This is a genomic window from Pseudomonas sp. MWU12-3103b, assembly GCF_023100615.1.
GTDB lineage: Bacteria > Pseudomonadota > Gammaproteobacteria > Pseudomonadales > Pseudomonadaceae > Aquipseudomonas > Aquipseudomonas putida_A.
Genome location: NZ_JALMEY010000022.1, coordinates 24,695 through 39,346, shown reverse-complemented (window position 1 = coordinate 39,346; position 14,652 = coordinate 24,695). Strand labels below are relative to the sequence as shown.

Below are 14,652 nucleotides of genomic sequence, written 5' to 3'. Positions count from 1 at the left end.
ACGCAAATCCCAGACAAAAATAAACCGGCCCTAGAGCCGGTTTATTCGTTTTTCAGGCCGCTTGATCTATCTGCGCCTGCCTCAATACCGTCGCCAATCGTTTAAGCCCTTCATCCAGTCGCGCCGGATCGATGTGACTGAAATTCAAACGCAGGTGCCCGAGGTTTTTATCCGGTTCGGGAAAGAACGGCTCGCCCGGCATGAACGCCACATCATTGGCCAGCGCCTCGTTAAGCAACGTCCGCGTATCCAGCGGTTGCTTCAGCGTCAGCCAGAAAAACAACCCGCCCTGTGGCATGTTCCAATCCGCCAGATCGGCAAAGTGCGTTTCCAGCGCTGATTGGAAAGCATCGCGGCGCTGCCGGTAGAAACCGCGCAGGTCGCTCAGGTGCTGCTGATATTTTTCACTGCCGATCCATTGCAGCGCCTGCCACTGGCCGATGCGGTTGGTGTGTAGATCCGCCGACTGTTTTAGCTTGAGCAAATGCGGAAACAGGTCCGGGCTGGCGATCAGGTAGCCGACGCGCAGGCCCGGCAGCAGGGTTTTCGACACGGTGCCGGTGTAGATCCAGCTGGCTTTCTGCAGGCGCCCCGCAATCGGTTTGGCGCTGCCGCCATCGAACGTCAATTCGCGGTACGGCTCGTCTTCGATCAGGGTCACGCCGAATTCATCGAGCAATGCGGCGACGGCGGCGCGCTTGGCTTCGCTGTAGCGCACGGCGGAGGGGTTCTGGAACGTCGGGATCAGGTAGATGAACGCCGGGCGATGTTGCTCAAGTCGACTGCGCAGTTGGGCCAGATTCGGGCCATCGGCCTCTTGCGGCACGGTCAGGCAATCGGCGCCGAACAGCTGGAAGATCTGCAACGCGGCCAGGTAGGTTGGCGCCTCCAGCAGGATTTCGGTGCCTTTGTCGATGTATAACTTGGCGGCCAGATCCAGGGTCTGCTGGGAACCGCTGACCACCAGCACCTGACTCGCCGTGCACTCCAGCCCCAACGACCGCGCCTGCGCCGCCAGCGCTTCACGCAGCGCCGGTTCGCCTTCGCTCATGCCGTACTGACCAAGCGCCAGCGGCATCTCGGACCATTCGACTTTCGGCAGCATGGCTTCGGCGGGAAGGCCACCGGCGAACGACATCACCTCCGGGCGCTGGGCGGCGGCGAGGATTTCACGGATCAGAGAACTTTTAAGGCGCGAAACACGTTCGGAAAAAGCCATGGGAGTCACCGGTAGCGAGGCCTGGGAAAAATGAGTCAAACTGGTTGACTGAAACTACGACAGCTTGAGCGAGTACGTCAACATGCTTGACCTTAAAAACCCCGCCAGCCAGCAGCAGGCGATGGAAGCGTTTTTCTTCGGCTATCAGGCGTTCACCGCCAAAGCGGATGAAATGCTCGAGCGCCGTGGCCTTTCCCGGGTGCATCAGCGGATTGTGTTTTTCATCGCGCGTTATCCGAATTTGAGCGTGAAGGAATTGCTGGGATTGCTCGGCGTCAGCAAACAGGCGCTGAACATGCCGCTGCGCCAGTTGCAGGAAATGCACCTTGTGGAAAGCGTGGCGTCGGAGGCAGACAAGCGTAAGCGCCTGCTGGAGCTGACTACTGAAGGTGAGAAGTTTGAGCAGGCGTTGCGGCGTGAGCAGGTGAAATTGCTCGAGCGGGTGTTTGCTGAGGCTGGGGAGGCGGCGGTGGATGGGTGGTTGGCGGTGAATATGGCGCTGGGAAAAACTCAGGCAGCTCTCGATTGAATAGGACGGCCTCTTCGCGAGCAAGCTCGCTCCCACAGTGGAACGCATTTCAAATGTGGGAGCGAACTTGCTCGCGGGGCACGCAAGGGCGATATATCCCTATCGCCTGACCTTTCGTAAACAAAACCAAAAACAATATTTGCTTTATTTGTACACAAAAGCATAATCCACTGCGTGCGAGTTCCTGACCGCATGGTCAACAAATTCGCGTATGCCTCAAAGGGCTGCTGCCACCCCTCATGGGTCCGGCCCTGGAAATAACAATAAAACTCTTGAGGAGTACTCGCTGTGGAAAGCCGCAAATCCGAAGCATCGACGCTGGAACTCTCGCCGCCCTTACGCACAGGCGTGCTGGAGCGCATCTTCAAACTCAGCTTGCATGGCACCACGGTGAAGACCGAGCTGATTGCCGGTCTGACAACCTTCATCACCATGGCTTACATCATCTTCGTCAACCCGAACATCATGGCCGATGCCGGGATCGATCACGGTGCAGCCTTCGTCGCCACCTGCATCGCCGCCGCACTCGGCTGCCTGCTGATGGGCCTGTACGCCAACTGGCCGGTGGGCCTGGCACCGGGCATGGGCCTCAACGCCTTCTTCACTTACACCGTGGTCGGCACCATGGGCTACAACTGGGAAACCGCGCTTGGTGCGGTGTTCGTTTCCGGTGTGTTGTTCATGATTCTGACCTTCTCGCGGATTCGCGAATGGCTGCTCAACAGCATCCCTGTCAGCCTGCGCTTTGCGATGGGCGCTGGCGTCGGCCTGTTCCTCGGGCTGATCGGTCTGAAAACCGCTGGCATTGTCGTCGACAGCCCGGCCACCCTGATCAAACTCGGCTCCCTGCGTGAACCCGGCCCGCTGCTGGCGGCGATCTGCTTCCTGATGATCGCGATCCTCAGCTACCACAAAGTCTTCGGTGCGATCCTCATCAGCATCATCACCGTGACCCTCGCCGGTTGGGGCCTGGGCATCGTGCACTACGAAGGGATCATGTCGACCCCGCCAAGCCTGGCACCGACCTTCATGGCAATGAACGTCGCGGGCGTGTTCAACGTCAGCATGATCAGCGTGGTCCTGGCTTTCCTCTTCGTGCACATGTTCGACACCGCCGGCACCCTGATGGGTGTGGCCCAGCGCGCCAATCTGGTCAACGCAGACGGACGTATCGAAAACCTTTCCCGAGCGATGAAAGCCGACAGCGCCTCCAGCGTCTTCGGTGCGGTGGTCGGCGTTCCGCCCGTCACCAGCTATGTGGAAAGTGCCGCAGGTGTAGCGGCTGGTGGTCGGACTGGTCTTACCGCAGTCACCGTGGGTGTGCTATTTATAGCCGCGATGTTTTTCGCACCGCTGGCCGGGATGATTCCGGCTTACGCCACTGCTGGTGCGCTGATTTATGTCGCGATGCTGATGATGGGCGGCATGGCGCACATCGAATGGGATGAGGCCACTGACGCCATCCCGGCGATTGTCACCGCGATCATGATGCCACTGACCTTCTCGGTCGCCGATGGCATTGCGTTGGGCTTCATCACCTACGTGGCGTTGAAGGCCGGTACCGGCAAGTACAAGGAAATTTCCGTCAGCCTGTGGGTGCTCTGCGCGATCTTTATCGCCAAGTTCATCTTCTTGTAAGCGTCACGCGGTTCAAGCGTCAAACCAGCCTCACCCTCGCGGGTGGGGCTTTTGCACATTCTTGAGTACAACAAAAAAAGGAGCAAAGTGATGAGTCTGGAAACCTGGCTGCTGTTCAGCGGCGCTGCATTGGTGGTGATCCTGATTCCGGGGCCGCTGTCATTGCTGATGATCAGCAACAGTCTGAACTACGGCTTGCGCCGCTCTTACCCGGCATTTCTCGGCGGCGTGATTGCCTCGATCTGCCTGCTCAGTGCGTCGGCGCTGGGGCTGGGCGCCCTGCTGCTGGCCTCGGAACAACTGTTCAGCGCCCTGAAAATCGTCGGCGCGCTGTACCTGTTCTATCTCGCTTGGCAGAGCTGGCAGCAATCGCGTCAGCCAGCGGTCGGCGCCGAAGTGCCACAAGCCGCACCAGTGCCACGCTTTCGCACACTGTTCGGGCGTGCGTTTGTCTTGGGTGCGAGCAATCCGAAAGACATTCTGTTCTTCGCCGCGTTTCTGCCGCAGTTCCTTAGCGCGCAACAGCCGTTCCTCCCGCAATTGCTGATCATGATCGCGACTTGGGTGGTGCTCGACCTGTGCTGCAAACTCGCTTACGGGTTGGGCGCGCATGGTGCGGCGCGTTATCTGCGCAGCGGCAAGGGGCAGAGCTGGTTCAACCGGGTGAGTGCCGGATTGTTCAGTGGTGCCGGTGCAGCGTCGCTGTTGAGCCGCTGACAGCAAAAGCTTCGCGAGCAAGCCCGCTCCCACATTTGGAATGCATTCCCTTGTGGGAGCGGGCTTGCTCGCGAAGGCGTCAGAACAGGCGACACTTTCCTCCAGGCGAAAAAAAGCCCGCAGTGTGAGCGGGCGAAAGACCAAAGAAGCTATATGCGCAGTCGCTTCCCGGTGGGGGCAGCTGCTTGGGGGTCAGCTGCCCCGATAGGTGGAATAGCTGTAAGGCGAGATCAGCAGTGGTACGTGGTAATGATCCTGCTCGGCGGAGATGCCGAAACGCAGCACCACCACGTCGAGGAACGCCGGCTCCGGCAGTTGCACGCCACGGGCACGGTAGTAATCGCCGGCGTGGAACTGCACCTGATAGACCCCGGTGCGGTAGTCATCGCCTTGCAGCAGCGGCGCATCGACCCGGCCATCGCTGTTGGTAATCGCACTGGCGACCAATTCCAGGTGCGAACCTTCAACGCGGTACAGCTCGACCTTGATCGAGCTGCCCGGGCAACCGTGTGCAGCGTCCAAAACGTGTGTTGTCAAACGTCCCATTGATTCTGCGCGCCTGGCCGCAAAGAGCAGTCAGACTTCGCGCCTCCCGAAGTCAGGTAAAAAGGAGACCGCACCGATTCGGAGCACGAAAAGTTGCGGCGAGCGACTGATTAAGACACTTTTCAAAAAAATTGTACACAATAAAAACGACATTTTTCACCTCATCCCCGCCATTCGGGCGTTTGCCCCTGATCTGCCCCTCAAGCGCGTTGCTATTGAACCTCACAACCATTAGCTGACTGATCAGGCAGGTTTCTTGCAGGTTTACGCCATTAACAGCAAAAGATGACAGTCGGTGAAAAATGCGAAAATTCAGGCTTACAAATTGCGAATAAAGTTGTATACAATCAGCCCATCGCTGTGACGCCAGCCTGTACAGGCCGTTACACAAACCTGTCAACGAATAAGAAGGAAGACTGCAGTGAGCGCTGACTACCCACGCGACCTGATCGGTTACGGCAGTAACCCTCCTCACCCACACTGGCCGGGCAACGCGCGCATCGCCCTGTCCTTCGTGCTCAATTACGAAGAAGGCGGCGAGCGCAACATTCTGCACGGCGACAAAGAATCCGAAGCCTTCCTCTCCGAGATGGTCGCTGCTCAACCGCTGCAAGGCGCACGCAACATGAGCATGGAATCGCTTTACGAGTATGGCAGCCGCGCCGGCGTCTGGCGGATTCTGAAACTGTTCAAGGAATTCGACATTCCACTGACCATCTTCGCCGTAGCCATGGCCGCACAGCGCCACCCGGACGTGATCCGCGCGATGGTTGAAGCCGGTCACGAGATCTGCAGCCACGGCTACCGCTGGATCGACTACCAGTACATGGACGAGGCGCAGGAGCGCGAGCACATGCTCGAAGCGATCCGCATCCTCACCGAACTCACTGGCGAGCGCCCACTGGGCTGGTACACCGGCCGCACCGGCCCGAACACCCGGCGCCTGGTGATGGAAGAAGGCGGCTTCCTCTACGACTGCGACACCTACGACGACGACCTGCCCTACTGGGAACCGAACAACCCGACCGGCAAACCGCACCTGGTGATCCCGTACACCCTCGACACCAACGACATGCGCTTCACCCAGGTGCAGGGTTTCAACAAGGGCGACGATTTCTTCGAATACCTCAAAGACGCGTTCGACGTACTGTACGCCGAGGGCGCCGAAGCGCCGAAGATGCTTTCGATCGGTCTGCACTGCCGGCTGATCGGCCGTCCGGCGCGTCTGGCCTCGCTCAAGCGCTTCATCGAATACGCCAAAAGTCATGAACAGGTGTGGTTCAGCCGTCGCGTCGACATCGCGCGTCACTGGCACGAAACCCATCCGTACCAAGGGGCCGCCAAATGAGCCGCTTTCAAACCCTGCAACCGTCGAGCCTGAGCCGCGACGCTTTCGTCAAAGCCTTCGCCGACATCTACGAACATTCGCCATGGGTAGCCGAGAAGGCCTACGACCTGGGCGTGGACGCCTCGATCGACGAGATCGAAACCCTGCACCAGCGCATGAGCGACATCCTGTTGAGCGCCGATCACACCAGTCAACTGGCACTGATCAACGCTCACCCGGACCTGGCCGGCAAAGCTGCCGTCCAGGGCCAACTGACCGAAGCCAGCACCAATGAACAGGCGGGCGCCGGTATTCACCAATGCACGGCCGAAGAGTTCCAGCGCTTCACCGAGCTGAACGACGCCTACAAGGCCAAGTTCAAGTTTCCCTTCATCATGGCGGTAAAAGGCAGCAACCGGCATCAGATCCTCGCGGCGTTCGAAACGCGCATTCACAACTCGGTCGACACCGAATTCAAATGCGCGCTGGCGGAGATCAACAAGATCGCCCTGTTCCGTTTACTGACTCTCTAGCGAAGCATGGCCCGAGTGCGTCAAACGCGGAGAGCACCCAGGGCCTTGCAAGCATCCCCAGCCAACTTATTAAAGGCAGACAAGAAGAATGAAAGCTTACGCCGTACCTTTCGAGAAGTTCGTCAACCTGGCCGATGCCCGTCTGGGCACCAAAATCATCTCGGTCACCGATGACTGGTTCGCAGACGCCAATCGTCTGTTTCAGCCGACCCCGGCCGTGTGGAAGGAGGGGGTGTTCGACGACAACGGCAAGTGGATGGACGGCTGGGAATCGCGTCGCAAGCGCTTTGAAGGCTACGACAGCGCGGTGATCCGTCTGGGCGTACCGGGTTCGATCAAAGGCGTGGACATCGACACCTCATTCTTCACCGGCAACTTCCCGCCATCGGCCTCGCTGGAAGCGTGCTTCCTGGCCTCGGGCGAGCCGGACGAAAACACCCAGTGGACTGAAGTGCTGTCGGCCGTCGAGCTGCAAGGCAACAGCCACCACTACCACGAAATCAGCAATGACCAAGCGTTCAGCCACTTGCGCTTCAACATCTACCCGGACGGCGGTGTCGCCCGTCTGCGCGTGTACGGCATTCCGTTCCGCGACTGGTCGGCTGTTGGGGACAACGAACAGGTTGACCTGGCAGCAGCCCTCAACGGTGGCCGCGCCCTCGCCTGCTCCGACGAACACTTCGGCCGCATGAGCAACATCCTCAACCCGGGCCGTGGCATCAACATGGGCGACGGCTGGGAAACCGCACGTCGTCGCACCCCGGGCAATGACTGGGTGATCGTCGCGCTGGGCCACCCGGGCGAGATCGAAAAAATCATCGTCGACACCCTGCACTTCAAGGGCAACTACCCGGACACCTGCTCGATCCAGGGCGCGTTCGTCAAGGGCGGCACCGACAGCCAGATCGAAACCCAGTCGCTGTTCTGGCGTGAACTGCTGCCGAGCCAGAAGCTGGAAATGCACGCCGAACACACCTTCGTCGAGCAGATCAAGGCACTGGGCCCGATCACCCACATCCGCCTCAATGTGTTCCCGGACGGTGGTGTGAGCCGCCTGCGCGTTCTCGGCAAGGTAGCGAAGTAAGCGGCGCGACCATTCGCGAGCAAGCTCGCTCCCACATTGATCGCAATTCCTGTGGGAGCGAGCTTGCTCGCGAAAGCGTCAGATCAAACAACACAGAATTCGGATAAGAAGAACAGCATGCGCACACTACAGATTGAACCGCTGACCAAAGAAGCCTTCGCCCCCTTCGGTGACGTGATCGAAACCGACGGCAGCGACCACTTCATGATCAACAACGGTTCGACCATGCGCTTCCACAAACTGGCGACGGTCGAAACCGCTACGCCTGAGGACAACGCGATCATCAGCATCTTCCGCGCCGACGCGCAGGACATGCCGCTGACCGTGAGCATGCTGGAACGCCATCCGCTGGGCAGCCAGGCTTTCATTCCGCTGCTCGGCAACCCCTTTCTGATCGTGGTCGCGCCACTTGGCGATGTACCTGTATCAGGCTTGGTCCGCGCCTTCGTCACCAACGGCAGGCAGGGCATCAATTACCATCGCGGCGTCTGGCACCACCCGGTGCTGACGATCGAAAAGCGGGATGACTTCCTGGTGGTTGATCGCAGTGGCACAGGCAATAACTGCGATGAGCATTTTTTCAAAGAGGATGAGCGTTTGATCCTCGCCCCCCACCAATAAGAGAAGGTCTGATCACTCGACAACAAGAGTGACAGGCGAGAGGTAAAGACTGTGGAAGCACATCTGTTGGAATGGCTGAACCTGAGCGTGCGCTGGGTTCACATGATCACTGGCGTGGCCTGGATCGGCGCGTCGTTCTACTTCGTCTGGCTGGAGAACAACCTCAACCGCGTCAACCCGAAAACCGGTCTTGCCGGTGATCTGTGGGCGATCCACGGCGGCGGTATCTATCACCTGGAAAAATACAAACTGGCCCCACCGTCGATGCCGGAGAACCTGCACTGGTTCAAATGGGAAGCCTACTTCACCTGGATGTCGGGCATCGCGCTGCTGTGCGTGGTGTTCTACTCCAACCCCGTGCTCTACCTCGTGGCACCCGGCAGCGGCCTGACCGGCCCTGAAGGCGTGGCCATCGGCATCGGTTCGCTGATCGCCGGCTGGTTCATCTACGACTTCCTTTGCGATTCGGCTCTGGGCAAGAAACCCGCCCTGCTCGGCTTTATCCTGTTCGTGCTGATCATTGGCGCGGCGTATGGCTTCAGCAAGGTGTTCAGCGGTCGTGGTGCGTATCTGCACGTCGGCGCGATCATCGGCACCATCATGGTCGGTAACGTGTTCCGCATCATCATGCCGGCGCAGCGTGCACTGGTCGCGGCGATTGCCGAGAACCGCACGCCGGACCCGGCGCTGCCCGCCAAAGGCCTGCTGCGTTCGCGTCACAACAACTACTTCACCCTGCCGGTGCTGTTCATCATGATCAGCAACCACTTCCCGAGCACTTATGGCAGCCAGTACAACTGGTTGATTCTGGCCGGGATCGCGGTGTTGGCGGTGTTGGTGCGTCACTACTTCAACACCCGTCACGACAGCCACAAGTTTGCCTGGACCCTGCCGGTGGCAGCGGTGGGCATGATCACCCTGGCGTACGTCACCGGCCCTGCGCCGATGCCAACCGCGCCGGACGTGGCCAAGGCACCCGCGAAAATCGAGTACCAGCCACTGCCGGAAACGGCACTGGGCGGTGGCGCGAAACCGGCTGAAGCGGCGGCACCTGCAGCGCCAGCATCAGCCCCTGCTGCGGCACCGGCGCAAGCGTCCAACGCAGGCCCTGCGTTCGACAAGGTGCACAACGTGATCCAGGAACGCTGCGCGGTCTGCCATTCGGCCAAACCGACCAGCCCGTTGTTCAGCGCGGCGCCCGCCGGTGTGATGTTCGACACCCCCGAGCAGATCCGCCAGAACGCGGCGCGGATCCAGGCGCAAGCCATCACCACGCAGATCATGCCACTGGGCAACATCACGCAGATGACCCAGCAGGAACGTGACCTGATCGGTGCATGGATCGCCCAGGGAGCCCAGACCAACTGAGCCAGACAAAAGCCTGTGTAAAAGCAGGCTTTTGGGGTGAAGGGATTTACCTGTGCTTGAGGATCTACCTGTGGTGAGGGGATTTATCCCCGATCGGCGGCGCAGCCGTCGCAAACCTGGCAATCGCAATCTGCCTGATGTACGCGGTTGCAGGTTTTGGGGCTACTTCGTAGCCCATCGGGGATAAATCCCCTCGCCACAAAATGCCTCCAGCCAAGCATATGAATGATGCAAAAGGACAGCTGTGAGCCACCCGGCAGCTGTTCAATCACAAGAATAAAAAAGATCCGAGGTGTTGCATGTCCGAGCTGTCCAAAGCGCGCATCCCCGACGCACCCGCCATTCAGCGTTTGCCCCTTTTGCAACTGATCCTGGTCGGTTTGCAACATGTTCTGCTGATGTACGGCGGTGCCATCGCGGTGCCGTTGATCATCGGACAGGCCGCTGGCCTGAGTCGTGAAGAAATTGCCTTCCTGATCAACGCCGACCTGCTGGTCGCCGGTATCGCCACCATCGTCCAGTCGCTGGGTATCGGCCCGATGGGCATCCGCATGCCGGTGATGATGGGCGCCAGTTTCGCGGCGGTCGGCAGCATGGTCGCCATGGCCGGCATGCCCGGTATCGGTCTGCAAGGGATCTTCGGTGCAACCATCGCCGCCGGGTTCTTCGGCATGCTCATCGCGCCGTTCATGTCCAAGGTCGTGCGTTTCTTCCCGCCGCTAGTGACCGGCACAGTCATCACCTCGATCGGTTTGTCGCTGTTCCCCGTGGCCGTGAACTGGGCCGGTGGCGGTGCCGCCGCTGCGCAATTCGGCTCGCCGATTTATCTGGCCATCGCCGCCCTGGTGCTGGCAACCATTCTGTTGATCCACCGCTTCATGCGCGGTTTCTGGGTCAATATTTCCGTACTGATCGGCATGTGCCTGGGCTACGTGCTCTGCGGTGCGATCGGCATGGTCGACCTGAGCGGCATGGCTAACGCGCCATGGGTTCAGTTCGTCACCCCGCTGCACTTCGGCATGCCGAAATTCGAACTGGCGCCGATCCTGTCGATGTGCCTGGTGGTGGTGATCATCTTCGTCGAGTCCACCGGCATGTTCCTGGCGCTGGGCAAGATCACCGGTCAGGAAGTCTGCCCGCGGATGCTGCGGCGTGGCCTGCTGTGCGATGCCGGCGCCTCGTTCGTTGCCGGGTTCTTCAACACCTTCACCCATTCCTCGTTCGCGCAGAACATCGGCCTGGTGCAGATGACCGGCGTGCGCTGCCGCTCGGTGACCATCGTCGCCGGTGGTCTGCTGATCGTGCTCAGCCTGCTGCCGAAAGCGGCATTCCTGGTGGCGTCGATTCCGCCGGCGGTGTTGGGCGGTGCGGCGATCGCGATGTTCGGCATGGTTGCTGCCACCGGGATCAAGATCCTGCAAGAAGCCGACATCGGCGACCGGCGTAATCAACTGCTGGTGGCGGTGAGCATCGGCATGGGCCTGATCCCGGTGGTGCGTCCGGAGTTCTTTGCGCATCTGCCGCTGTGGATGAGCCCGATCACCCACAGTGGCATCGCCATGGCCACGCTCAGCGCGCTGACGTTGAATCTGCTGTTCAACATCCTCGGCGGCGCCGAACGCGCAGCGATCAACGACTGCCACGCACATCAGCATTAACGGAATCACCACAAAACCTGTGGGAGCGGGCTTGCTCGCGAAAGCGGTATGTCATTCAACATTTGTATCGACTGACACGCCCCCTTCGCGAGCAAGCCCGCTCCCACAGGGACTGTGCAACACCCTGCCTCAACAATAAAAACAAGAGGGAGCAACCGATGATTCGCACGCAAACCAGCGTTCTGTTGAGTGGCGGCCTGCTGGCCGCGAGTCAGGCCATGGCCGGCGATTTACTGCTGTGGCAGACCAACAGCCTGAGCTACCTGTACGGCAAGAACTTCGCGATCAACCCGTCGATCCAGCAGACGGTGACGTTCGAGCACGCCGACAAGTGGAAGTACGGCGACAACTTCCTGTTCGTCGACAAGATCTTCTACAACGGTCAGGAAGACCGCAACAAAGGCCCGCACACCTTCTACGGCGAATTCACCCCGCGCTTCTCGTTCGGCAAGATCTTCGACCGGAAAATCGAGTTTGGCCCGATCAAGGACGTGCTGCTGGCGATGACCTACGAGTACGGCGAAGGCGATAGCGAGGCCTACCTGATCGGCCCCGGCTTCGACCTCAAGGTGCCCGGCTTCAACTACGTGACCCTGAACATCTTCCGTCGCCAGACCGAAGGCCCGCGCCCCGGCGACGGCGTCTGGCAGATCACCCCGGGCTGGTCGTACAGCGTGCCGCTGGGCAATTCCGACCTGTTGATCGACGGCTATCTGGACTGGGTCGTCGACAACGACCAGAACTCGCGCGGCACCTACCACGCCAACCTGCACATCAATCCACAGATCAAATACGACCTCGGCAAAGCCCTCGGCTGGAGCCACAAGCAGCTGTATGTCGGCACCGAATACAGCTACTGGAAGAACAAATACGGCGTCGAAAGCAGCCACAACCTCGACACCAACCAGAACACCGCCAGCCTGCTGGTGAAGGTGCACTTCTGAGATGGCCCGCAACCGTGCCCCATACCTGTCGTCGGTGCTCTGTTGCGGGGCACTTGAGAGCTGGCCGAGGAGTCAGTATTCTCCGCGGCCTCTTGAATTCGGTCTAAAAAAAAGCCCGGATTTAATTCCTGACCGACAAGCCAACTTATCCCGGCCCCGGTCAGTACCGAGGCATCCCGAAAACACGCGCAATCGACTGTTTTTCAGCAGCCGAACGGGCGTTTTTTTGCTTTTCGAAAGCGTTGGCCCAGCTCTTGCTATCACCAGCGAAGCTGACCGATCGGATGACTTTTGCAGCGACGAAAAAAGGCGCCACACCAGAGCGCCGATCTTAAAAAAATAAACGTGGAACACCTACTTTGGGAGCAACCGAATGAAACGTATGTGCACCAGCCTGATGCTCGCGGGATCGATGCTGGCCGGCGGCGAGGCCATGGCCGACGGCCTGCTGCAATGGCAGAACAACAGCCTGACCTACCTCTACGGCAAAGACTTCAAGGTCAACCCGGCGATCCAGCAGACCGTCACCTTCGAGCACGCCGATGCCTGGAAGTACGGGGACAACTTCCTGTTCGTCGACAAGATCTTCTACAACGGCAAGCCGGATGGCGGCGTCGGCAACAACACTTACTATGGCGAATTCAGCCCACGCCTGTCGCTGGGCAAGATCCTCGACCAGAAGATCGAATTCGGTCCGGTCAAGGATGTGCTGCTGGCGATGACTTACGAGTTCGGTGAAGGCGACGTCGAGTCGTACCTGATCGGCCCGGGTTTTGACCTGGCGATTCCAGGCTTCGACTACTTCCAGCTGAACTTCTACCAGCGCCACACCGAAGGCTCGCGCGCCGGTGACAACGTCTGGCAGATCACCCCGGTCTGGTCCTACACCATTCCGGTTGGCGACTCGAACATCCTGATCGACGGTTTCATGGACTGGGTGGTCGACAACGACGTCAACAGCAAAGGCGAATACCACGCCAACCTGCACTTCAACCCACAGGTCAAATACGACCTGGGCAAGGCGCTGAATTTCGGCGAGAAGCAGCTGTACGTCGGTGTTGAATACGACTACTGGAAAGACAAGTACGGGATCGACGACACCCGTGCGTTCACCACCAATCAGAACGTGACCAGCTTCCTGGTGAAGTTCCACTTCTGATCCTGGTATCAGTGGCGTCTGCAAGGACGCCTTCGCGAGCAAGCCCGCTCCCACACTGGTTTTGTGACCAACACAGAACCAATGTGGGAGCGAGCTTGCTCGCGAATGGCTTCAGCACAAATATCAGGTGGGCGCGACCGCCTCGGTGATCCCGAGAAACCGGCACAACTCCTCACGCTTGGCCAACGCATCGCGCCGTCCCAGGTCGATCAGCTCGCTGCAATACCCCGCCTCGAACAACAGATAACTCAGCACCCCTGCCCCACTGGTCTTGGTCGCCCCCGGGCCGCGCAAGAACAGACGCAATGCCGCCGGCAATTCCTGTCGATGTCGCGCCGCGATCTCGTCGATCGGCTGACTCGGCGCAATCACCAGCACCTCCACTGGTGCCACACCCAACTCTCGGGTCGGCGTGCCCTCGGGCATCAAGTGGCTGAACTGGTTCAGACGCTGCAGCAACTCGATGTCGCTCTCCAGACTGTCAATGAACGTGCTGTTGAGCATGTGTCCGCCAATCTGCGCCAGCGTTGGCTGCTGACCGCTGTAGGCGCGCTCCAGCGGCTGCTGCGGATCAAACCCGCGCGGGTTGCCGCTGACGCCCACCACCAGCACCCGACTCGCACCCAGGTGCAGCGCCGGGCTGATCGGCGCCGACTGGCGTACCGCGCCGTCGCCGAAATATTCCTCACCGATTTTCACCGGGGCAAACAGCAACGGGATCGCCGAACTGGCCAGCAGGTGATCCACCGACAATTGCGCCGGCACGCCGATCCGCCGATGGCGCAACCACGCATCGATCGTGCCGCCGCCCTGATAGAAGGTCACCGCCTGCCCCGATTCGTAGCCGAACGCGGTCACCGCCACCGCATGCAATTGCTTGCGGGCGATGGATTCGGCGATCCCGGGCATGTGCATTTTTTCATTGAGCAGCTCGCGCAGCGGCGAACTGTTGAGCAGCGCCACCGGCAGTTGCCGACCGATGCCGAGCAGGCTGTGACTGACAAAGCGGCTGGCCTGACGGATCACCCCCGGCCAGTCACTGCGCAACACCCGATGACTGCGAAAGCCCTGCCAGAACAGTGTGAGGCGTTCGATGGCGGCGCGAAAATCGGTGGCACCACTGGCCAGGCTGACCGCATTGATCGCCCCGGCCGAAGTGCCGACGATCACCGGAAACGGATTGTCCGCGCCCAGCGGCAGCAATTCGGCAATCGCCGCCAGCACCCCCACCTGATACGCCGCCCGAGCCCCGCCGCCGGAAAGAATCAAACCTGTGACCGGTTCCGCTGGGCTCATCGCAACGCTCCAT

Annotated in this window: 14 protein-coding genes; 11 read left to right on the top strand and 3 right to left on the bottom strand. The window is 60.0% G+C overall.

Annotation, left to right across the window (positions count from 1 at the left end; translation table 11 throughout):
• Window positions 1-52: 52 nt before the first annotated feature.
• Entirely contained in the window at window positions 53-1,219 is a 1,167-nt protein-coding gene (locus tag M0808_RS26225) for a PLP-dependent aminotransferase family protein (protein WP_247843002.1), read from the bottom strand.
• Between the two features lie 82 nt (window positions 1,220-1,301).
• Between M0808_RS26225 and M0808_RS26220 the strand changes: the two genes are divergently transcribed.
• From M0808_RS26220 to M0808_RS26210, 3 genes are all read left to right on the top strand, one after another.
• On the top strand, window positions 1,302-1,748 hold the full coding sequence (locus M0808_RS26220; protein ID WP_247843001.1) for a MarR family transcriptional regulator: 447 nt from the start codon (window positions 1,302-1,304) through the stop codon (window positions 1,746-1,748).
• Window positions 1,749-2,036: 288 nt separating this feature from the next.
• Window positions 2,037-3,386 (top strand): NCS2 family permease, encoded by a 1,350-nt coding sequence (locus M0808_RS26215; RefSeq protein ID WP_027613339.1) that lies wholly within the window; start codon window positions 2,037-2,039, stop codon window positions 3,384-3,386.
• Between the two features lie 90 nt (window positions 3,387-3,476).
• Window positions 3,477-4,103 carry a LysE family translocator gene (locus tag M0808_RS26210; protein WP_003223174.1) on the top strand — a complete coding sequence of 209 codons (627 nt, stop codon included), beginning with the start codon at window positions 3,477-3,479 and terminating at the stop codon, window positions 4,101-4,103.
• A 192-nt stretch (window positions 4,104-4,295) separates the two neighbouring features.
• Here the strand turns inward: M0808_RS26210 and uraH are convergent, their stop codons facing one another.
• On the bottom strand, window positions 4,296-4,649 hold the full coding sequence (uraH, locus tag M0808_RS26205) for a hydroxyisourate hydrolase (protein ID WP_003223171.1): 354 nt from the start codon (window positions 4,647-4,649) through the stop codon (window positions 4,296-4,298).
• 421 nt (window positions 4,650-5,070) lie between these two features.
• Between uraH and puuE the strand changes: the two genes are divergently transcribed.
• The 8 genes from puuE (at window position 5,071) to M0808_RS26165 (ending at window position 13,343) form a co-directional block, all read left to right on the top strand.
• Entirely contained in the window at window positions 5,071-5,997 is a 927-nt protein-coding gene (gene puuE / locus M0808_RS26200; RefSeq protein WP_039769896.1) for an allantoinase PuuE, read from the top strand.
• The gene (gene uraD, locus M0808_RS26195; protein WP_247269665.1) at window positions 5,994-6,509 is read left to right on the top strand and encodes a 2-oxo-4-hydroxy-4-carboxy-5-ureidoimidazoline decarboxylase; all 516 of its coding nucleotides are present in this window, start codon (window positions 5,994-5,996) and stop codon (window positions 6,507-6,509) included. Before puuE ends, uraD begins: the two co-directional genes overlap by 4 nt.
• 88 nt (window positions 6,510-6,597) lie before the next feature.
• A complete protein-coding gene (gene alc, locus M0808_RS26190) occupies window positions 6,598-7,593 on the top strand; it encodes an allantoicase (RefSeq protein WP_003223166.1) in 996 nt (331 codons plus the stop codon).
• Window positions 7,594-7,710: 117 nt separating this feature from the next.
• Complete coding sequence (locus tag M0808_RS26185) at window positions 7,711-8,214, top strand: ureidoglycolate lyase (protein ID WP_041068829.1); 504 nt, start codon at window positions 7,711-7,713, stop codon at window positions 8,212-8,214.
• A 51-nt stretch (window positions 8,215-8,265) separates the two neighbouring features.
• Window positions 8,266-9,582: a urate hydroxylase PuuD gene (locus tag M0808_RS26180; RefSeq protein WP_247843000.1), complete on the top strand. Its 1,317-nt coding sequence runs from the start codon at window positions 8,266-8,268 to the stop codon at window positions 9,580-9,582.
• A gap of 299 nt (window positions 9,583-9,881) precedes the next feature.
• Window positions 9,882-11,240: a nucleobase:cation symporter-2 family protein gene (locus M0808_RS26175; RefSeq protein ID WP_047292943.1), complete on the top strand. Its 1,359-nt coding sequence runs from the start codon at window positions 9,882-9,884 to the stop codon at window positions 11,238-11,240.
• Window positions 11,241-11,398: 158 nt separating this feature from the next.
• Entirely contained in the window at window positions 11,399-12,184 is a 786-nt protein-coding gene (locus M0808_RS26170) for an outer membrane protein OmpK (protein ID WP_096797020.1), read from the top strand.
• A gap of 373 nt (window positions 12,185-12,557) precedes the next feature.
• A complete protein-coding gene (locus M0808_RS26165; RefSeq protein WP_027613346.1) occupies window positions 12,558-13,343 on the top strand; it encodes an outer membrane protein OmpK in 786 nt (261 codons plus the stop codon).
• A 123-nt stretch (window positions 13,344-13,466) separates the two neighbouring features.
• Here M0808_RS26165 and M0808_RS26160 read toward each other — a convergent pair whose 3' ends face one another.
• Window positions 13,467-14,639 carry a patatin-like phospholipase family protein gene (locus M0808_RS26160; protein WP_247842999.1) on the bottom strand — a complete coding sequence of 391 codons (1,173 nt, stop codon included), beginning with the start codon at window positions 14,637-14,639 and terminating at the stop codon, window positions 13,467-13,469.
• Between the last annotated feature and the right edge of the window lie 13 nt (window positions 14,640-14,652).

Bases quoted from the DNA above. Each gene is read 5' to 3' on its own strand.
- M0808_RS26225 (WP_247843002.1), bottom strand. From the start codon at position 1,219: ATGGCTTTTTCCGAACGTGTTTCGCGCCTTAAAAGTTCTCTGATCCGT.
- M0808_RS26185 (WP_041068829.1), top strand. From the start codon at position 7,711: ATGCGCACACTACAGATTGAACCGCTGACCAAAGAAGCCTTCGCCCCC.
- M0808_RS26175 (WP_047292943.1), top strand. From the start codon at position 9,882: ATGTCCGAGCTGTCCAAAGCGCGCATCCCCGACGCACCCGCCATTCAG.
- M0808_RS26220 (WP_247843001.1), top strand. From the start codon at position 1,302: ATGCTTGACCTTAAAAACCCCGCCAGCCAGCAGCAGGCGATGGAAGCG.
- M0808_RS26165 (WP_027613346.1), top strand. From the start codon at position 12,558: ATGAAACGTATGTGCACCAGCCTGATGCTCGCGGGATCGATGCTGGCC.
- M0808_RS26210 (WP_003223174.1), top strand. From the start codon at position 3,477: ATGAGTCTGGAAACCTGGCTGCTGTTCAGCGGCGCTGCATTGGTGGTG.
- M0808_RS26170 (WP_096797020.1), top strand. From the start codon at position 11,399: ATGATTCGCACGCAAACCAGCGTTCTGTTGAGTGGCGGCCTGCTGGCC.
- alc (WP_003223166.1), top strand. From the start codon at position 6,598: ATGAAAGCTTACGCCGTACCTTTCGAGAAGTTCGTCAACCTGGCCGAT.
- M0808_RS26160 (WP_247842999.1), bottom strand. From the start codon at position 14,639: ATGAGCCCAGCGGAACCGGTCACAGGTTTGATTCTTTCCGGCGGCGGG.
- uraH (WP_003223171.1), bottom strand. From the start codon at position 4,649: ATGGGACGTTTGACAACACACGTTTTGGACGCTGCACACGGTTGCCCG.
- uraD (WP_247269665.1), top strand. From the start codon at position 5,994: ATGAGCCGCTTTCAAACCCTGCAACCGTCGAGCCTGAGCCGCGACGCT.